This window comes from Paraburkholderia phenazinium (genome assembly GCF_900100735.1).
Classification (GTDB): Bacteria; Pseudomonadota; Gammaproteobacteria; order Burkholderiales; family Burkholderiaceae; genus Paraburkholderia; species Paraburkholderia phenazinia.
In genome coordinates this window covers 116,845-132,762 of record NZ_FNCJ01000019.1, presented here as the reverse complement: position 1 = coordinate 132,762, position 15,918 = coordinate 116,845, and the positions used below count along the sequence as shown (strand labels likewise).

10 protein-coding genes are annotated in these 15,918 nt (G+C 62.7%); 5 read left to right on the top strand and 5 right to left on the bottom strand.

Annotated elements, in window-relative coordinates:
• Nucleotides 1–28 precede the first annotated feature (28 nt).
• The 4 genes from BLQ92_RS31450 to BLQ92_RS31435 all read right to left on the bottom strand — a co-directional run bounded on the left by BLQ92_RS31450 (nucleotide 29) and on the right by BLQ92_RS31435 (nucleotide 7,383).
• Entirely contained in the window at nucleotides 29–4,864 is a 4,836-nt protein-coding gene (locus BLQ92_RS31450; RefSeq protein WP_090691595.1) for an NAD-glutamate dehydrogenase, read from the bottom strand.
• A 136-nt stretch (nucleotides 4,865–5,000) separates the two neighbouring features.
• Entirely contained in the window at nucleotides 5,001–5,558 is a 558-nt protein-coding gene (locus BLQ92_RS31445; RefSeq protein WP_090691593.1) for a DUF3455 domain-containing protein, read from the bottom strand.
• Nucleotides 5,559–5,575: 17 nt separating this feature from the next.
• Nucleotides 5,576–6,352 carry an alpha/beta fold hydrolase gene (locus BLQ92_RS31440; RefSeq protein ID WP_090691590.1) on the bottom strand — a complete coding sequence of 259 codons (777 nt, stop codon included), beginning with the start codon at nucleotides 6,350–6,352 and terminating at the stop codon, nucleotides 5,576–5,578.
• Entirely contained in the window at nucleotides 6,349–7,383 is a 1,035-nt protein-coding gene (locus tag BLQ92_RS31435) for a M14 family zinc carboxypeptidase (protein WP_090691571.1), read from the bottom strand. The genes BLQ92_RS31440 and BLQ92_RS31435 overlap by 4 nt, the downstream gene beginning before the upstream one ends.
• Nucleotides 7,384–7,650: 267 nt before the next feature.
• Here BLQ92_RS31435 and phnC point away from each other — a divergent pair, with 267 nt between their 5' ends.
• From phnC to phnE, 3 genes are read left to right on the top strand one after another with little or no spacing between them, the layout of a single operon-like run.
• The gene (phnC, locus tag BLQ92_RS31430) at nucleotides 7,651–8,472 is read left to right on the top strand and encodes a phosphonate ABC transporter ATP-binding protein (RefSeq protein WP_175772401.1); all 822 of its coding nucleotides are present in this window, start codon (nucleotides 7,651–7,653) and stop codon (nucleotides 8,470–8,472) included.
• A 57-nt stretch (nucleotides 8,473–8,529) separates the two neighbouring features.
• Nucleotides 8,530–9,495, top strand: coding sequence for a phosphonate ABC transporter substrate-binding protein (gene phnD / locus BLQ92_RS31425; protein WP_090691561.1), 966 nt, complete (start codon nucleotides 8,530–8,532; stop codon nucleotides 9,493–9,495).
• A complete protein-coding gene (gene phnE / locus BLQ92_RS31420) occupies nucleotides 9,492–10,316 on the top strand; it encodes a phosphonate ABC transporter, permease protein PhnE (protein ID WP_090691560.1) in 825 nt (274 codons plus the stop codon). Before phnD ends, phnE begins: the two co-directional genes overlap by 4 nt.
• 172 nt (nucleotides 10,317–10,488) lie before the next feature.
• Here phnE and pdxR read toward each other — a convergent pair whose 3' ends face one another.
• Complete coding sequence (pdxR, locus tag BLQ92_RS31415; protein ID WP_090691559.1) at nucleotides 10,489–11,988, bottom strand: MocR-like pyridoxine biosynthesis transcription factor PdxR; 1,500 nt, start codon at nucleotides 11,986–11,988, stop codon at nucleotides 10,489–10,491.
• Nucleotides 11,989–12,103: 115 nt separating this feature from the next.
• On the opposite strand from pdxR, the gene BLQ92_RS31410 reads away from it, so the two are divergent.
• Together BLQ92_RS31410 and BLQ92_RS31400 are read left to right on the top strand one after the other, a co-directional pair.
• Entirely contained in the window at nucleotides 12,104–13,393 is a 1,290-nt protein-coding gene (locus tag BLQ92_RS31410) for a 4-aminobutyrate--2-oxoglutarate transaminase (protein WP_090691544.1), read from the top strand.
• A gap of 975 nt (nucleotides 13,394–14,368) precedes the next feature.
• Nucleotides 14,369–15,841: an NAD-dependent succinate-semialdehyde dehydrogenase gene (locus BLQ92_RS31400; protein ID WP_090691526.1), complete on the top strand. Its 1,473-nt coding sequence runs from the start codon at nucleotides 14,369–14,371 to the stop codon at nucleotides 15,839–15,841.
• Nucleotides 15,842–15,918 lie beyond the last annotated feature (77 nt).

The following is a 15,918-nucleotide window of genomic DNA, read 5'->3' as shown; positions in this document are numbered from 1 at the left end:
GCCGGTGCCGCTTAATGGCGCTTCGCTGTCAGGCCCGTTCCAGCACCGCCATTTCACGCACGATGACCAGCAGCACCGAGAGGCTCGATCCACCCGAAGCCCGCAGATCGGCAAGCAGGCGCGCATAGCGATCGAGCGGCGCCGCGCGCTGCTCCTGCCATTTTTCGACCCGCTCCTCCGGCGTCGACGCTTCCGTCGCCCCGGTCAGCGCGCTGGTCGTCAAGGCGCGCTTGAGGCGCGCCAGTTCGGCGAGCGCAGCGGCCCGCGCAAGCATATCCCAATGCGTTGGCGTGGGCAGCGAATTGGCGCGCTCGCCGATCCAGCCGTAGTTGAGTTGCGTGCCAAGCGCGAAATAGACCCCCGCGACCAGTTCCAGACGCTGGTTGCAGGTGGCCGCGACCTCGGCAATATCGAGCAGCGCCGCGGAGATCTCGCCGCTCGCCACTCGCACCGCCAGTTCGCTATCGACGCCCGCGTCCACCAGAATCCGCTGCCGTTCCGACAAGGCGTCCAGATCCGCAGCCGGCAACAGCGCCGGCCATTGCGAAGCTAGCCGCTGCGCGGCGTCGCGGCACCGTGCCAGCAGAGCCGGCACGTCGCTGACCGCGCCGGACTGCAATTGCCGCAAGAACCACAACGCCGCTCGTTCCACCAGCCGCGCCACTTCGACGAACATGCGTGCCTGCACATCATCGGCCACACGGTTATCGAGCGCGTCGATGTTGTGCCACACCTCGTCCAGATCGAACACGTCGCGCGCCATGATGCAGGCCCGCACGATCTCGCCCGGCTTTGCGTCGGTCTCCTCCATCAACCGGTGCACGAACTCGCAGCCCACCCGGTTGACCAGCGCGTTAGTCAGATACGTAGCGAGAATCTCGCGCCGCAGCGGATGGTGATGCATCGGGTCGCTGAAGCGATGCCGCAACGGCTTCGGGAAATAGTCGATCAGCATGCCGCTGACCAATGGGTCTTCCGGCATATCCGATTCGAGCAGCGCGTCGTACAGCCACATCTTGCTGTAGGCGAGCAACACCGCACGCTCCGGCGAGGTCAGCCCTTGCTTCGCGGCCTGCCGTTCGGCAATTTCCTCATCGGTCGGCAGGAATTCGATCACCCGGTTCAGGCGCCCTGCCCGCTCGAGCCAGCGCATGAAGCGGGTCTCCGCGTCAAACAATTCGAGGCTGTAACGGCCTGCAATCGATAGCGCCTGGGTCTGGTAATAGTTGTCCTGCAGCACCAGCAGACCGACCTCATTGGTCATATCGGCCAGCAACGCATTACGCTGCTTCTCGGTCATCTCGCCGTCCGCCACCACCAGACCAAGCAGAATCTTGATGTTGACTTCGTGGTCCGAACAATCCACCCCTGCGGAATTGTCGATCGCATCGGTATTGATGCGGCCGCCGCGCAACGCGAACTCAATGCGTCCAAGCTGCGTGAGTCCGAGATTGCCGCCCTCCGCCACCACCTTGCAGCGCAAGTCCGCGCCGTTCACGCGCACCGCATCGTTGGCGCGATCGCCGACCTGCGCGTGCGTCTCATGCGCCGCCTTCACGTAGGTTCCGATACCGCCGTTGTAGAGCAGATCCACCGGCGCCTGCAGGATGGCGTGGATCAATTCGTTCGGCGGCAGCGCGGCTGCGTTGATACCGAGCACCGTCTGCATGGCGGACGATACGGGGATCGTCTTGGCAGTACGCGGAAACACACCGCCGCCCGCCGAGATCAAGGCCGGATCGTAGTCGGCCCAACTGGAGCGTTCGAGGATAAAGATGCGTCCGCGCTCCGCCAGGCTCGCGGCCGGATCGGGATTCGGGTCGAGGAAGATATGCCGGTGATCGAACGCGGCCACCAGCTTGATATGCGGCGAGAGCAGCATGCCATTGCCGAACACGTCACCCGACATATCGCCGATGCCCACCACCGTGAAATCCGTCGCCTGGGTGTCGACACCCATCTCGCGGAAATGCCGCTTCACCGATTCCCAGGCGCCGCGCGCCGTGATCGCCATCTTCTTGTGGTCGTAGCCGACCGAACCGCCCGATGCGAACGCATCGTCAAGCCAGAAACCGTACTCCTGCGAAATCGCATTTGCGTAGTCGGAAAACGTCGCCGTACCCTTGTCCGCTGCCACCACCAGATACGGGTCGTCAGGGTCGTGCCGCACCACGTCGGGCGGCGGCACGATCTCGCTGCCGGCAAGATTGTCGGTCAGATCGAGCAGGCCGCGCAGGAAGGTCTGATAGCAGGCAATGCCCTCGCGCATCCACGTTTCGCGGTCGCCGGGGGGCGGCGGGTTCTTCACGACGAAGCCGCCCTTCGAGCCGACCGGCACGATCACCACGTTCTTGACCATCTGCGCTTTCATCAGGCCAAGCACTTCCGTGCGGAAGTCCTCGCGCCGGTCCGACCAGCGCAGGCCGCCGCGCGCCACGCGCCCGCCCCGCAGGTGCACGCCTTCGACGCGCGGCGAGTACACCCAGATCTCGAACATCGGCTTGGGCTCGGGCAAGCCCGGCACGCGCGCCGGATTGAACTTGAACGACAGGTAGGGCTTGGGACGGCCCTCGTGATCGAGCCGGTAATAATTGGTGCGCTCGGTCGCCTTGATGACGCCGAGGAACTGCCGCAGGATGCGGTCCTCATCGAGGTTCGGCACTTGATCGAGGGCGGTGTCGATCCATTTGAGCAGCAATTCCACGCGCGGCTCGCGCGTGTCGCCCAGTAGCGGATCGAAGCGCGCCACGAACAGTTCGACGAGCTTGCGGGCAATCGTGGGATTGCCGGTCAGCGCGCGCTCGATATACGCGTCGCTGAAGGTCGAGCCGACTTGCCGCAGATACTTCGCGTAGGCCCGCAAGATCGTCACCTCGCGCGCTGCAAGCTGGGCGCGCAGCACCAGGCGATTGAAGTCGTCGCTTTCGATCTCGCCAGTCCAGACCTGCTCGAACGCATCTTCGAAGAGGTTCTTGACGCGCTCGATATCGAACTCGGTGTCGTCAGCGAGTTCGAGTCCGAAGTCGTGGACCCACGCAGCACTCGCGTCGAGCGCCTCGATCAGATAGGGCCGCTCTTCGTCGACGCGCACGCCGAGATGTTCGAGCATCGGCAGGCTGCGCGACAAGGCGATCGGCTGCCCAGCGCGGTATACCTTGAAGCGAAACGCACGCGGGCCGGATTCGATCGGGCGATACAGGTTCATCGCGATCCGCTCGCCACCTTGCAAGCGCTCAATCAACTCAATGTCACGCACCGCCGTGCGGGCCGGATAATCGTCACGGTAGCCGGCCGGAAACGAATCGGCGTAATGCTGGAGCAGGCGATTGCCCTGCTCCTCGCCGAACGCGTCGATCAGCGCATCGGCCAGATCGTCCTGCCAGCGGCGCGTTACCTGCACGAGGCGCGCTTCGAGTTCGCGGGTGTCCACATCGGGCATCGCGCCCGGCTCGGCGTGCACGACGAAATGAATCCGCGCGAGGGTCGACTCCGACAACAAGGGCGTAAACTCGACGCTCGCGCCGTTGAACACGTCGGTCAGCAGGTTGGCAATGCGGCGCCGCAGATCGGTGTTGTACTTGTCGCGCGGCACGAATACGAGGCACGAGACAAAGCGGTCGAAGCGGTCGCGCCGCACGAACAGGCGCGTGCGCTGATGCTCCTGCAGTCGCAGCACGCCGAGCGCGATATCGTAGAGCTGGTCTTCTTCAGCCTGAAACAGTTCGTCGCGCGGATAGGTTTCGAGCACCGTCACCAGCGATTTCGCCAGATGCCCCTTCGGCAGAAAACCGGCCCGTCGCACGATGTTGGCGCATTTACGCCGCACAATCGGAATCTCCGCTGCCGAGACGAAATACGCGGTCGACGTATACAGGCCGATAAACCGCCGCTCGCCGATGGTCTTGCCGTCGGCACTAGTCAGCTTGATGCCCACATAGTCGAGATAACCGGGGCGGTGCACCGTGGCGCGCGAGTTCGCCTTGGTCAGGAAGATCGGCGAGGCGCCGTGGATGATCTGCGCAGCAGCGGCCGGCAACGGCGTGACATCGGCAGCGCCCACTGGCCGCAGCGTCTCGCGCAAAATGCCGAGGCCTGAATCCGGCAACGCCCGCAAACCGAAGCCGACGTCATGCGAGATGAGTTCATAGTCGCGTTGGCCGAGAAAGGTGAAGTGGTTGTCCACCATCCATTCGAGGAACGCACGCGCCTCAGTGCCTTCGACGCTGGTCTCGCGCAGCTTCATATCCTTGATGGTGCTGCGCGCAATCTCGACGATCTTCGGCCAGTCTTCCACAGCGGCGCGCACGTCGCCTAACACTCTGGCGATATCGTCCCTCAACGCATCGAGCTTTGCGGCGTCGCCGCAGCGGTCCACTTCGAAGTGAATGAAGGAGGCTAGTTGCGACTGGGTATCCGACGCATCTTCAGCGCCCTGGCCGACCCGCACGATACCGCCGTCTGCGCCGCGCCAGATGCGAAACACCGGATGCACGACCGAATGGAGCGCAAGCCCGAGCCGGTTGACGGCCATCGAAACCGAATCGACCAGGAACGGCATGTCGTCGTTGACGATCTCGATCACCGTATGATCGGAATGCCAGCCGTGCTGTTCGAGAATGGGGTTATAGACGCGCAACCGTTCGCTGCCGGGCACGAAACGCTGTGCCGTTTGCCAGTGCGCCAGCGCGGCGCCATACAGGTCGGCAATTGCGCGGCTTTGCAGATCGTCGGAATCGACGAAATCGTAGTAGTGGCGCAGGAAAGGTTCGACGATGGCGAATGTCGGTTCCGGCAATCGCCCACGCGCGAATTCGACGACGTCGTTCAGCAGATGCGCAACGGATTCTTCGTTCTTCGCTTGCATGATGTCCTCCACAAAGGGCGGCAATCGACTGCATCGTGAGAACGAATTATGCACCTGATAGCTCAAATTCAATGTGCGTGCGCACATCGAATTTCAGATGAGGTTTACGCCTAAGTGTTGAGCCGGACGCCGTGCCTCAGCCCAGAAACACATACTCGGCCAGATAGGGGCTGCGCCCTTCCTGGCCTTCCTGAGTACAGGGTCCGCTCGGCGCTACGCCGCCGCGCGTATCGAGCCGCTGTACGTAGCGCACCGCTGAGAGCAAGCCGGGGCCGCCGGCATTGCTTGCCTGCAGCAACAGAAGCGGGATGCTGCCAGGCTGATCGGTATTCGGCGCTTGCTGCAACACCTTGCCGGTGATCTTGCTGCCGTCGCTGGCCTCCCATGAAGGTCCGGCACCGTGCCTGACCACCAGTTGACCCGACGCGTCATACAGTTCGGCGCTCGGCGCCTTGAAGACCCACGCCAACTGATTGTTCGAATCGCGTTTGCAGACGTAGATCTGCGTGCCGCTCGCCTTGAGCGCGGCGATCACGTGGGTCGCTTCGCCTGGTGTGAGTGCGGCGGGAACCTCGGCTTGTGCAAGCGCGGCACTCCTGCAAACGGCGCTGCAAGCAAGCACGAGTGAGACGCTGGTGAAAGCGCGGGCCAGCCGACGTCGCGGCGTAAGGTGCAAAGCAAAACGTAACGACATGCGATGATCTCCTGATATTAAAACGTCTTCCCCGTCGCATCCGCAGCCTCCGGCAACCATGCCCCGACTGCCTCGCTGGTCCAGACCGGATCGTCGTGCGGCAAGTCATGGCCGGCCCAGGGATGCTGCATATGCGCCGCGCCCCACGCCGCCGCCAGTTTCGCCGAACACACCGGGTTCACCAACCGGTCATGCGCCGACGACAGAATCAAGGTGGCGCAGCGCGGCACCACCGCGCCGGCACTGAAACGCGCCGCCGCCCACAACTGACGCAGCGCATTGGCGCGGCTCACCGGCGCACTCTCGCGAATCGCACTCCATACCGCGAGATCGTCCGCCAGCGCCTCGCGATTGTTGCAGGTCAGCCGGTGGATGATCGTCTCGGCTTCGCGGCCGTTACGCCAGTCAGCCGCCACCTGCAGCAGCCCCGGCCACGCCTGGGGACGCAGGCGCTCCGTCATGCGGCTAAACGGCCGCATGCTCGTATTGATCAGCACGAGCCGTTCGATCTCGTCGGGATACTGTTGCGCCCACGCGGTCGCCACCATCCCACCGAGCGACATCGCCAGCACCCGGTACGGCCCCGGCACGCTGCTTTGCGCCACCGCCAGCCGCACGAAGCCGACCATCGCGGCCACCTCGCCCGGCGCACGCTGCTCGATCAGCGCGCCGTTGCCCGGCAGGTCGAGCTGCAGCAGGCTGTCGGTCTTGACAGCGTCATGCAGGATGGCCGGGAAGCGGCCCCAGTGACGCGTTTCGCGCGTGAGTCCACGCAACAGGATCCACGTACTCATGCGCCAGCCGTCCGATACCAGTGTTGAATCGCGCTATGCAGCAATTGCTGGCGCCGGCTGCCCTGCGGCAACCATCGCTGCGAGGCGAACGCTGCGCGGGTCAGGAAATCGAGCAGGTTCGCGTGGCGCCGCAGCACCCGCGCCGTGCGGTGCGCCTTGACCGGATTGAACATGCCCTGGCGCGAGAACAGTTGCCGCGGGTTCTTCTTGATCCATAACCACGAGCCGAGTTCGAGCGTCATCGGCAGAAACACATGCTCAGACGGCGCGCGGTCGTACGCGCAGTCCCATAGATCGCCGTGTAGCAGATATTGATGGCTCTGCGGTTCGAAGGCGTAGCCGTGATGCGGATGGGCGCGCTCGAACATCGACTTCAGCACGAACATCTCCGGCAGATGCGGCATCAGCTTGCGCGTGCGGGCATAGGGAAACCAGATGCTGTCGCGCCAGCCGTAACCAGAGTGACAATCGAGCGCGAAGCTGAGCGGCCGCGAGGCCAGTTCGGTTTCCACCAGCTTCAGAAGCGCGGCGGCTTCGACCTCCATCGGTGCGCCGCGCCGTCCGCGATACCACGGCAGCCAGGCGCCGAGGCGCTGGCCGCCCGCCAGCAAAGGCACCCGTTCGTCGGCGTCCTGCGGCGCGTTGCGCATCAGGTCCACGCCGTTCGGATTGGCACGTGTGGCGGCCCACATCCCCCCCGGATTGCAGATGGGCATAAAGATCAGACGAATCGATTGCAACTGCCGCACCAGCAGTTCGTCCCATTCGAGGCGCGACAGCAGCGAGCGCATGTAGTCGAGCACGAGTTGAGTGCCGATGCGCTCGAGGCCGTGAATGCCGCCGAAAAACCCGATGGCCGGCGCCTGCGGATCGCTCGACCCGATGCTCGCCGTCAGGACAGGAAAGGTTCGGCCATGGACGTGCGCCTCGCAGAGCGTGTTGACTTCGAAGCTTGCACTGCCGGCGTCGAGGATCGTTTTGAGATCCTCGTATTCCGCGAAGCTGTCGGGTAGAAAGCTGAGAGCCTGCATGGCGACGCCGAATGTGAATTGCAAGGTTATTGGGGACGGCACACGCGCTGTTTTCAGCAATATAGCCTGTTCGCGGCCAATATTAGATGACACCGTGCGCGCCCTGCAGCTAGTGTCACATGGCTGACATATCGCTGCTCGAACAAGGCCTTTCGTTCCGGGACGATTTGCCGCACAGATATAGTCGTATAGACGTTTAGATATCTTCACTCAACCGTCACAGAGCGTTCCTAGAATGGCTCCCACATTCCGGCGCGTGCCGGAGGCATGGACGGGATACGTATGGAAGCAATCCGCATCGAACGCCTGAGCAAGACCTTCGCTAACGGCCGCAAGGCACTCGACGAAATCGATCTGCGCGTCGGGCAAGGCGAGATGGTCGCCCTGATCGGCGCTTCCGGCTCGGGTAAATCGACGCTGCTGCGCCACATCGCAGGCTTCGCGGTCTCCGACCCACAGCCGTCGCAGATCGCGATTCTCGGCCGGCCGATCCAGCAGAATGGGCGGCTCGCGCGGGAAGTACGGCGGATTCGCCGCGATATCGGCTTCGTGTTCCAGCAGTTCAATCTGGTCAACCGGCTCTCGGTGGAGGCCAACGTGCTGATCGGCGCGCTGGCGCGGCTACCGTTGTGGCGGCGCCTGACCGGCCGCTTTCCGCGCAGCGAACGCGCGCTCTCACTAGCGGCGCTGGGCGAAGTCGGCATTGCCGAACACGCGCGCGAGCGCGCTGCGACGCTCTCCGGCGGACAGCAGCAACGCGCGGCACTGGCCCGCGCACTGGTGCAGCGCGCCCGCATCGTCCTCGCCGATGAACCGATCGCCTCGCTCGACCCGGAATCGTCGCGCCGCGTGATGGAGATGCTGCGCGCGCTCAACCGCGACCATGGCCTGACCGTGCTGGTCTCGCTGCATCAGGTGGAGATGGCAATGCAGTACTGCCCGCGCACCATCGCGCTGCGCCGCGGCAGGATCGTCTACGACGGCCCGTCCGCTGCGCTCACCGCGCCGCTGTTGAAACAGCTCTATGGCGACGATGTCCGCGAACTGCTCGCGGACGGCGTCGAAGTTGAAGCCGCACTCGCCGCCTGACACCCGATCACTTGCCGTTCCCCTTCCGCTCTCTCTTTAGTAAACTGGATTAGTTCGATGAAACTCCTGCGCTCACTGATCGCCGGCGCGGCTGCACTTGTGTGCGTCGCCGCCCATGCCGAAGACCTCAATCTCGGCATCATTTCGACCGATTCGTCCGCAGTGCTCTCGCAACGCTGGCAACCGCTGATTGACGACATGAGCAAGCAAACCGGCCTGCATGTGAAAGCCTTCTTTGCGACCGACTACGCGGGCATTATCGAAGCCATGCGCTTCAACAAGGTCCAGGTAGGCTACTTCGGCAATGCCTCGGCGATGGAAGCGGTGGACCGCGCCAACGGCGAAGTGTTCGCCAAGATCACCTATGCGAACGGCGACTCCGGCTACAAGTCGGTGCTGATCACCAACGTGAACAGCCGCTTCAAGACGCTCGACGACGTCTTCAAGAATACTAAGGATGTCACGCTCGGCTTCGGCGACCCGAACTCCACCTCGGGCACGCTGATTCCCGGCTATTACCTGTTCGCGAAGCACAATGCGCCGGTGAACACCTCGTTCAAGGCGGTGCTGCCGTCGAGCCATGAAGCGAACCTGCTGGCGGTGGTGAACAACAAGATCGACATCGCCACCAACAACACCGAGATGCTCGACACGCTGAAGAAGGACCATCCGGACAAGTTCGCCCAGGTGCGCGTGTTGTGGACCTCGCCGCTGATCGCGTCGGACCCGCTCGTGTGGCGCAAGGATCTGCCGCAGGCAACCAAGGACAAGGTACGCACGTTCTTCCTCAACTACGGCAAGAGCGACCCGCACGAAAAGGCCGTAATGGCGGCGATCACCGAGTACAACGGCTTCACCGCATCATCGGACGCACAGTTGTTGCCGATCCGACAGATCGCGCTGTTCCAGCAAAAGCAGAAGATCGCGGCGGATACGCATCTGTCCGACGACGATCGCAAGACCCAGCTCGCCGCACTCGACGCGAAGCTGAGCGCCTTGAACACCGCCACCGCCAAGCCATGAACGCCGCCGACCTGAGCCCGCAAAGCACGACGCTCGCACCCAGCGCGTTGGCGGATAGCGGCGTCGCCAAACGGAGCTGGCTGTCGCTACTCGGCTGGGTCGCCGTCTTTGCCGTGCTCGGCGTCGGCTGGCACGGCGCGGATATGCGGCCGTTCGACCTGTGGTCGGACGCCGGCAACATGGGTCAGTTCGCCAGGGATTTTTTCCCGCCGGACTTCACCGAATGGCGCACGTACCTGCATGAAATGTATGTGACCTTGTCGGTCGCGGTGTGGGGCACGGCCCTGTCGCTGGTGTGCGCCGTGCCGTGCGGGCTGATGTGCGCAAGGAACATGGCGCCGCAATGGGTCGTGCAACCGGTGCGCCGCTTGATGGACGCGTGCCGCGCGATCAATGAAATGGTCTTCGCGATGCTGTTCATCGTCGCGGTCGGCCTTGGCCCATTCGCCGGCGTGCTGGCGTTATGGGTGCATACCACCGGCGTGCTCGCCAAGCTGTTCGCCGAAGCGGTCGAAGCGATCGACCCGCGTCCTGCGGAAGGCGTTCGAGCGACCGGCGCCACCAGTCTCGACGAGATCATCTACGCCGTGTTGCCGCAAGTGTTGCCGTTGTGGATCTGGTATGCGCTGTATCGCTTCGAATCGAACGTGCGCTCGGCGATGGTGGTGGGCATGGTCGGCGCAGGCGGTATCGGCGTGGTGCTGTACGAGGCGATCCGTTCGTTCGATTATGCGTCGACCGCGGCGGTGCTGATCATGGTGATTGTCGTGGTCACAGCGATTGATCTTGTCTCTGCGTGGCTGCGCGAGAAGGTGATCTGATATTGAGCTGAAGCCGCCGGTGTCATCGCGCCGGCGGCTCATGCGATGACGGCGTTGGCGATGGCGACGTTGGCTGCATGCCGAATTTCGTCTTCAATTCGCCACGCAGCGCCTCGCTAGCAAACCCGTCTGCGACGTACGTAGTGGTTTGGATAAGCGCTTTGCCACTTCCTCATGCAAACTGCACCAACGTCGCATCTATCGCATCAGCAAGCGTATTGAACGCTGGCGCAATCTCCTCGTCGGGCACGCAGGCATAGCCGATCAACAAACCCGACGGCGATTGCTCCGGTTGCGCGTAGTAGCCCGACAGCGCCCGCACCACGATATTGCGCTCCAGCGCCGCCGCCGCGACTGCGCGGTCGTCCGCGCCTTCGGGCAGTTGCATCACCAGATGCAACCCCGCATCGCCGCCCACAGCCGGCATCGCGTCACCATAGCGGCGTGCGGCCGCGTCGAGTACCGTCTGACGTCGTTGGCCGTAGAGCGTACGCATCTTGCGAATGTGCGAGGTGAAATGCCCTTCCGCGATGAACTCTGCGAGCACGGCCTGTTGCAACAGTTGTCCCTCACGATACAACTCGGCGCTGGCGGTGGCGAAACTCTCTGCCAGCGCTTCCGGCACCACCAGGTAGCCGATCCGCAACCCTGGAAAGAGCGTCTTGCCGAAACTGCCGACATAGATCACCTGCCCAGCCGTATCCAGCCCCTGCAACGATGCCAGCGGGCGGCTACCGTAGCGGAACTCGCTGTCGTAATCGTCTTCGATGATCCAGCACTGATGCTGCCGCGCGTATTCCAGCAACATGCGCCGCCGCGCCAGGCTCATCACCATGCCGAGCGGATACTGATGCGACGGCGTGACCAGCATCAGCTTCGGCGGCTGGGCGAGGTCGTCCGCCGAGGGGTTGATCCCTTCGGTGTCGACGGCGATCGGCCGCGATTGCAGCCCCGAGACATGCAGCACGCTGCGCACGCCCCAGTAGCACGGGTCTTCAGTCCAGATCACGTCGCCCGGATCGGATAGCAGGCGCACGGCCAGATCGACCGATTGGTGAATGCCGGTCGTGATGATGATCTGCTCAGGCGTACAGCGTACCGAACGTGAGGTGCGCAGATAGTCGGCAAGCGCATGCCGCAGCAATGCGAGGCCGCCGCCCGGCGCATAGGTCAGCAGGTCCGGGCGCAGTCTGCGCCAGTACTTGGCCTGCAAGCGGCTCCAGACTCGGGCCGGAAACTTCGAGACGTCCGGCACGCCCGGCATGAAAGCGCCCCACTGCCGCTTCGACACCCCCGCCCCAGCAATCAGACGCGCGCCGCGGGTGGACAACGCCCGCCGCGCGGACAGCGGCTGCGGCGCCGCGGCGGGTGCAACCGCGTCGGGCGCGCCGACGATTTCATCAGGTGCGCTATCGGCCACGAAGGTGCCGCGTCCGGTGGTGGACGTGACGTAGCCCTCGAGCGCGAGCTGCTCGTAGACCTGGGTCACGGTATTGCGGGCGATCCCGAGTTCATTGGCGAGCAGCCGCGAGGACGGCACCTTGCTGCCAGCCGGCAGTTCGCGCGACAGGATGGCCTGCTGCAGCAAGCGATGTAGCTGGCGGTAGACCGGCTGGCCGTTGCCGCGGTCGAGGCGCTGCGCCAGCCAGTCTGATAAAACGCTTGCACGCATAAGTGGCTCCTACATTTTTATCAAAATGGCTCTGAACACCAGAGCCAAATCTCATTATAGTCGCTGCATGTGCCGTGCCGGGTGGGCGGCTTCTGCCAAGACGGGAGTGAAGGAGATGACTGTGAAGAATGCTGATCTGAAGAGCCGCAAGGATGCCGCTACGCCGCGCGGCGTGGGCGTGATGTGCGATTTCTACGCGGCGCGTGCCGAGAACGCGGAGTTGTGGGACGTCGAAGGCCGGCGCTTCATTGACTTTGCGGCGGGGATTGCGGTGTGCAACACGGGCCACCGTCATCCGAAGATTGTCGAGGCAATCCGCGCGCAACTCGATCAGTTCACGCACACGGCTTATCAGATCGTGCCTTACGAGTCGTACGTTTCACTAGCAGAGAAGATCAACGAACGCGCGCCGGGCGACCACCCGAAGAAGACGGCTTTCTTCACGACGGGGGCGGAAGCGGTTGAGAACGCGATCAAGATTGCCCGCGCCGCGACGGGCCGGCCGGGCGTGATTGCCTTCACGGGCGGCTTCCACGGTCGCACGATGATGGGCATGGCGCTGACGGGCAAAGTGGCGCCGTACAAGATTGGCTTTGGACCGTTCCCATCGGACGTCTTCCACGCGCCGTTCCCGAATCCGCTGCACGGCGTGACGACGGCGGATTCGTTGAAGGCGATCGAGTATTTGTTCAAGGCCGACATCGATCCGAAGCGGGTTGCCGCGATCATCTTCGAACCGGTGCAGGGCGAAGGCGGCTTCTACCCGGCGCCGGTGGAGTTCGTGCGGGCGCTGCGCAAGTTGTGCAACGAGCATGGCATTTTGCTGATTGCGGATGAAGTGCAGACTGGGTTTGCACGGACCGGCAAGTTGTTCGCAATGCATCACTACGATGTGGTGCCGGATTTGATGACGATTGCCAAGAGCCTGGCGGGCGGCATGCCGTTGTCGGGGGTGGTGGGACGTGCGGAGATTATGGATGCGGCGGCGCCTGGAGGATTAGGCGGGACGTATGCGGGGAATCCGCTCGCTGTCGCTTCCGCGCATGCCGTTTTGGACATCATCGATGAGGAGAAGCTCTGCGAGCGGGCTGTTGTGCTTGGGGATCGGCTCAAGGCCAAGCTGGTTTCGTTGCAGGGTGAGGTTGCGCAGATTGCCGATGTGCGTGGGCCTGGGGCAATGGTGGCGGTTGAGTTTTGCAAGGCTGGGACGCATGAGCCGGATGCTGAGTTTACTAAGCGGGTGCAGGCTCGGGCGCTGGAGCGCGGGTTGTTGTTGCTCGTATGTGGCGTCTACTCGAACGTCGTTCGGTTCTTGTTTCCGCTTACTGTGCAGGAGAGTGTCTTTGAGGAGGCTCTCGGTGTGCTCGAAGATGTGTTGAGGGAGACTGTTGGTGTGAGCGCTTAGGTTTTTTTTGCCCTGCTGGCGGCTCTTGGTCGGGTTGTTTGGGGTCGCTGGTTTGGGGTTTGGTTTTTTGGGTTTGGTTTTTTGGGTTTGGTTTTTTGGGTTTGGTTTTTTGGGTTTGGTTTTTTGGGTTTGCCTGCGCGGCGCTTGGCGGTGGTCCTATGGCGTTGGCCTCTGTTGCCTGCGGCGCCTTGCCCTTGGTTGTTGTTCTTGTGGTGTTGGCCTTTCCTTGTATTCTTATTGGTCTATTAGCTTCGCCCCTGTGCGGGGCGGCACCTACTTTCTTTGCCGCCGCAAAGAAAGTAGGCAAAGAAAGCGGGCTTCACACCGCTAGCTCGTAGTGAGCCATCTCGGCACACCACCGGGAACGGCCCAAGACAAGACCTTCCCTCGCGCCACTAACATTAGTGACAAAGGGCTCATCCACCCCACTCCGCACCGCGTGCGTCGCGGATCGGCTTGCAAGGGAAACCAAAGGCACTAGCAACGGCAACGGAGTCTAGCACTACGAGTGCGACCGGCCACGCAGGCGATCATATATTGCAGATGAAGCCAATCCACATAGTTAGAATACCTACAGACTTTTCAGAGTGGGTTATACCCGACGGCGGGGCGCGCAGCGCGACGCTGGAACGGATGACTGCCTTGTCACGAACGTCTGTGGTGCGAGAACAGGTCTCGTCTTGGGCCGTTCCCCGTAGCAGACGTAGATGGCTCACTACCCGCTAGCGGTTGGAAGCCCGCTTTCTTTGCCTACTTTCTTTGCGGCGGCAAAGAAAGTAGGTGCCGCCCCGCACAGGGGCGAAGCTAATAGACCGATAAGAATACAAGGAAAGGCCAACACCACAAGAACAACAGCCAAGAGCAAGGCGCCGCAGGCAAACAGACTACGAAGAATGCAAGGCAAGTCCAACACCGCAAGAACAGCGACAACAAAAGCCTGCGCAGCAAAACCCTTTAACTCACCGGAGCAAAAAAATGCCCACCAACACATCGCAGATAACCCTAAAAGACCCAACTCTGTTGAGAACAAAGTCCTACATAGCCGGCGAATGGACACAAGCAGACGACGACACCACGCTGGACGTAAAAAACCCAGCCACAGGCGAGCTAATCGGCAAAATCCCCCGAATGGGCCACTCCGAAACCCGCCGCGCGATAGAGGCGGCTAACAAAGCCTGGCCAGCATGGCGAAACAAAACAGCCAAGCAACGCTCAACAATCCTCCGTGCCTGGCACGACCTGATGCTGGCGAACGCCGACGACCTAGCCCTAATCCTCACCACCGAACAAGGCAAACCCCTAGCCGAGTCCAAAGGCGAAATCCTCTACGCCGCCTCCTTCCTCGAATGGTTCGCGGAAGAAGCCAAACGCGTGTACGGCGACACCATCCCCACTCCGGCAACGGATAAACGCATCGTCGTCACCAAAGAACCCATCGGCGTCTGCGCCGCCATCACCCCGTGGAATTTTCCCGCGGCCATGATCACCCGCAAGGTCGGTCCCGCGCTCGCCGCCGGCTGCCCCATCATCGTCAAGCCCGCCGAGGCGACGCCGTTCTCCGCGCTCGCACTCGCCGTGCTCGCCGAACGTGCCGGCGTGCCGCCCGGTATCTTCAGCGTCGTCACCGGCGACCCCAAGGCCATCGGCGCCGAAATGACCGGCAATCCGATCGTGCGCAAGCTGTCCTTCACGGGCTCCACCGCCATCGGCCGTCTGTTGATGGCGCAATGCGCTCCCACCGTCAAGAAGGTCTCGCTCGAACTCGGTGGCAACGCGCCCTTCATCGTCTTCGAAGACGCCGATCTCGATGCGGCCGTCGCCGGCGCCATCGCCTCCAAATACCGCAACAGCGGTCAAACCTGCGTCTGCACCAACCGCTTCTATGTGCATGACAAGGTCTATGACGCGTTTGCCGCCAAGCTGCGCGAGGCAGTCGAACAACTAAAGGTCGGTCGTGGCACCGATGACGGCGTCACGCAAGGCCCGCTCATCAATGAGGCGGCCGTGCTCAAGGTCGAGTCGCATATCGAAGACGCGCTCGCCAAGGGCGCTCGCATCGTTACGGGCGGCAAGCGTCACGCGCTCGGTCACGGCTTCTTCGAACCGACCGTGCTCGCCGACGTCACCCCGGCCATGAAAGTCGCGCGCGACGAAACGTTCGGTCCGCTCGCACCATTGTTCCGCTTTTCCTCGGATGAGGAAGTGGTCAGCCTCGCCAACGATACCGAGTTCGGACTCGCGTCATATTTTTATAGCCGCGATATCAGCCGCGTTTGGCGCGTTGCCGAAGCACTCGAATACGGCATGGTGGGGATCAACACCGGGCTGATCTCCAATGAAGTCGCGCCGTTCGGCGGCGTCAAGCAGTCCGGGCTTGGTCGCGAAGGCTCGCACTACGGTATCGACGACTATGTCGTCATCAAGTACCTGTGCATCGGCGGAGTTTGAATCGCTATACGAAAGACTTCGTTTCTGAGCTTACGCTAAAGCCTACGCCTCGCGACCGGCGTAGGTTTTCATTTAGC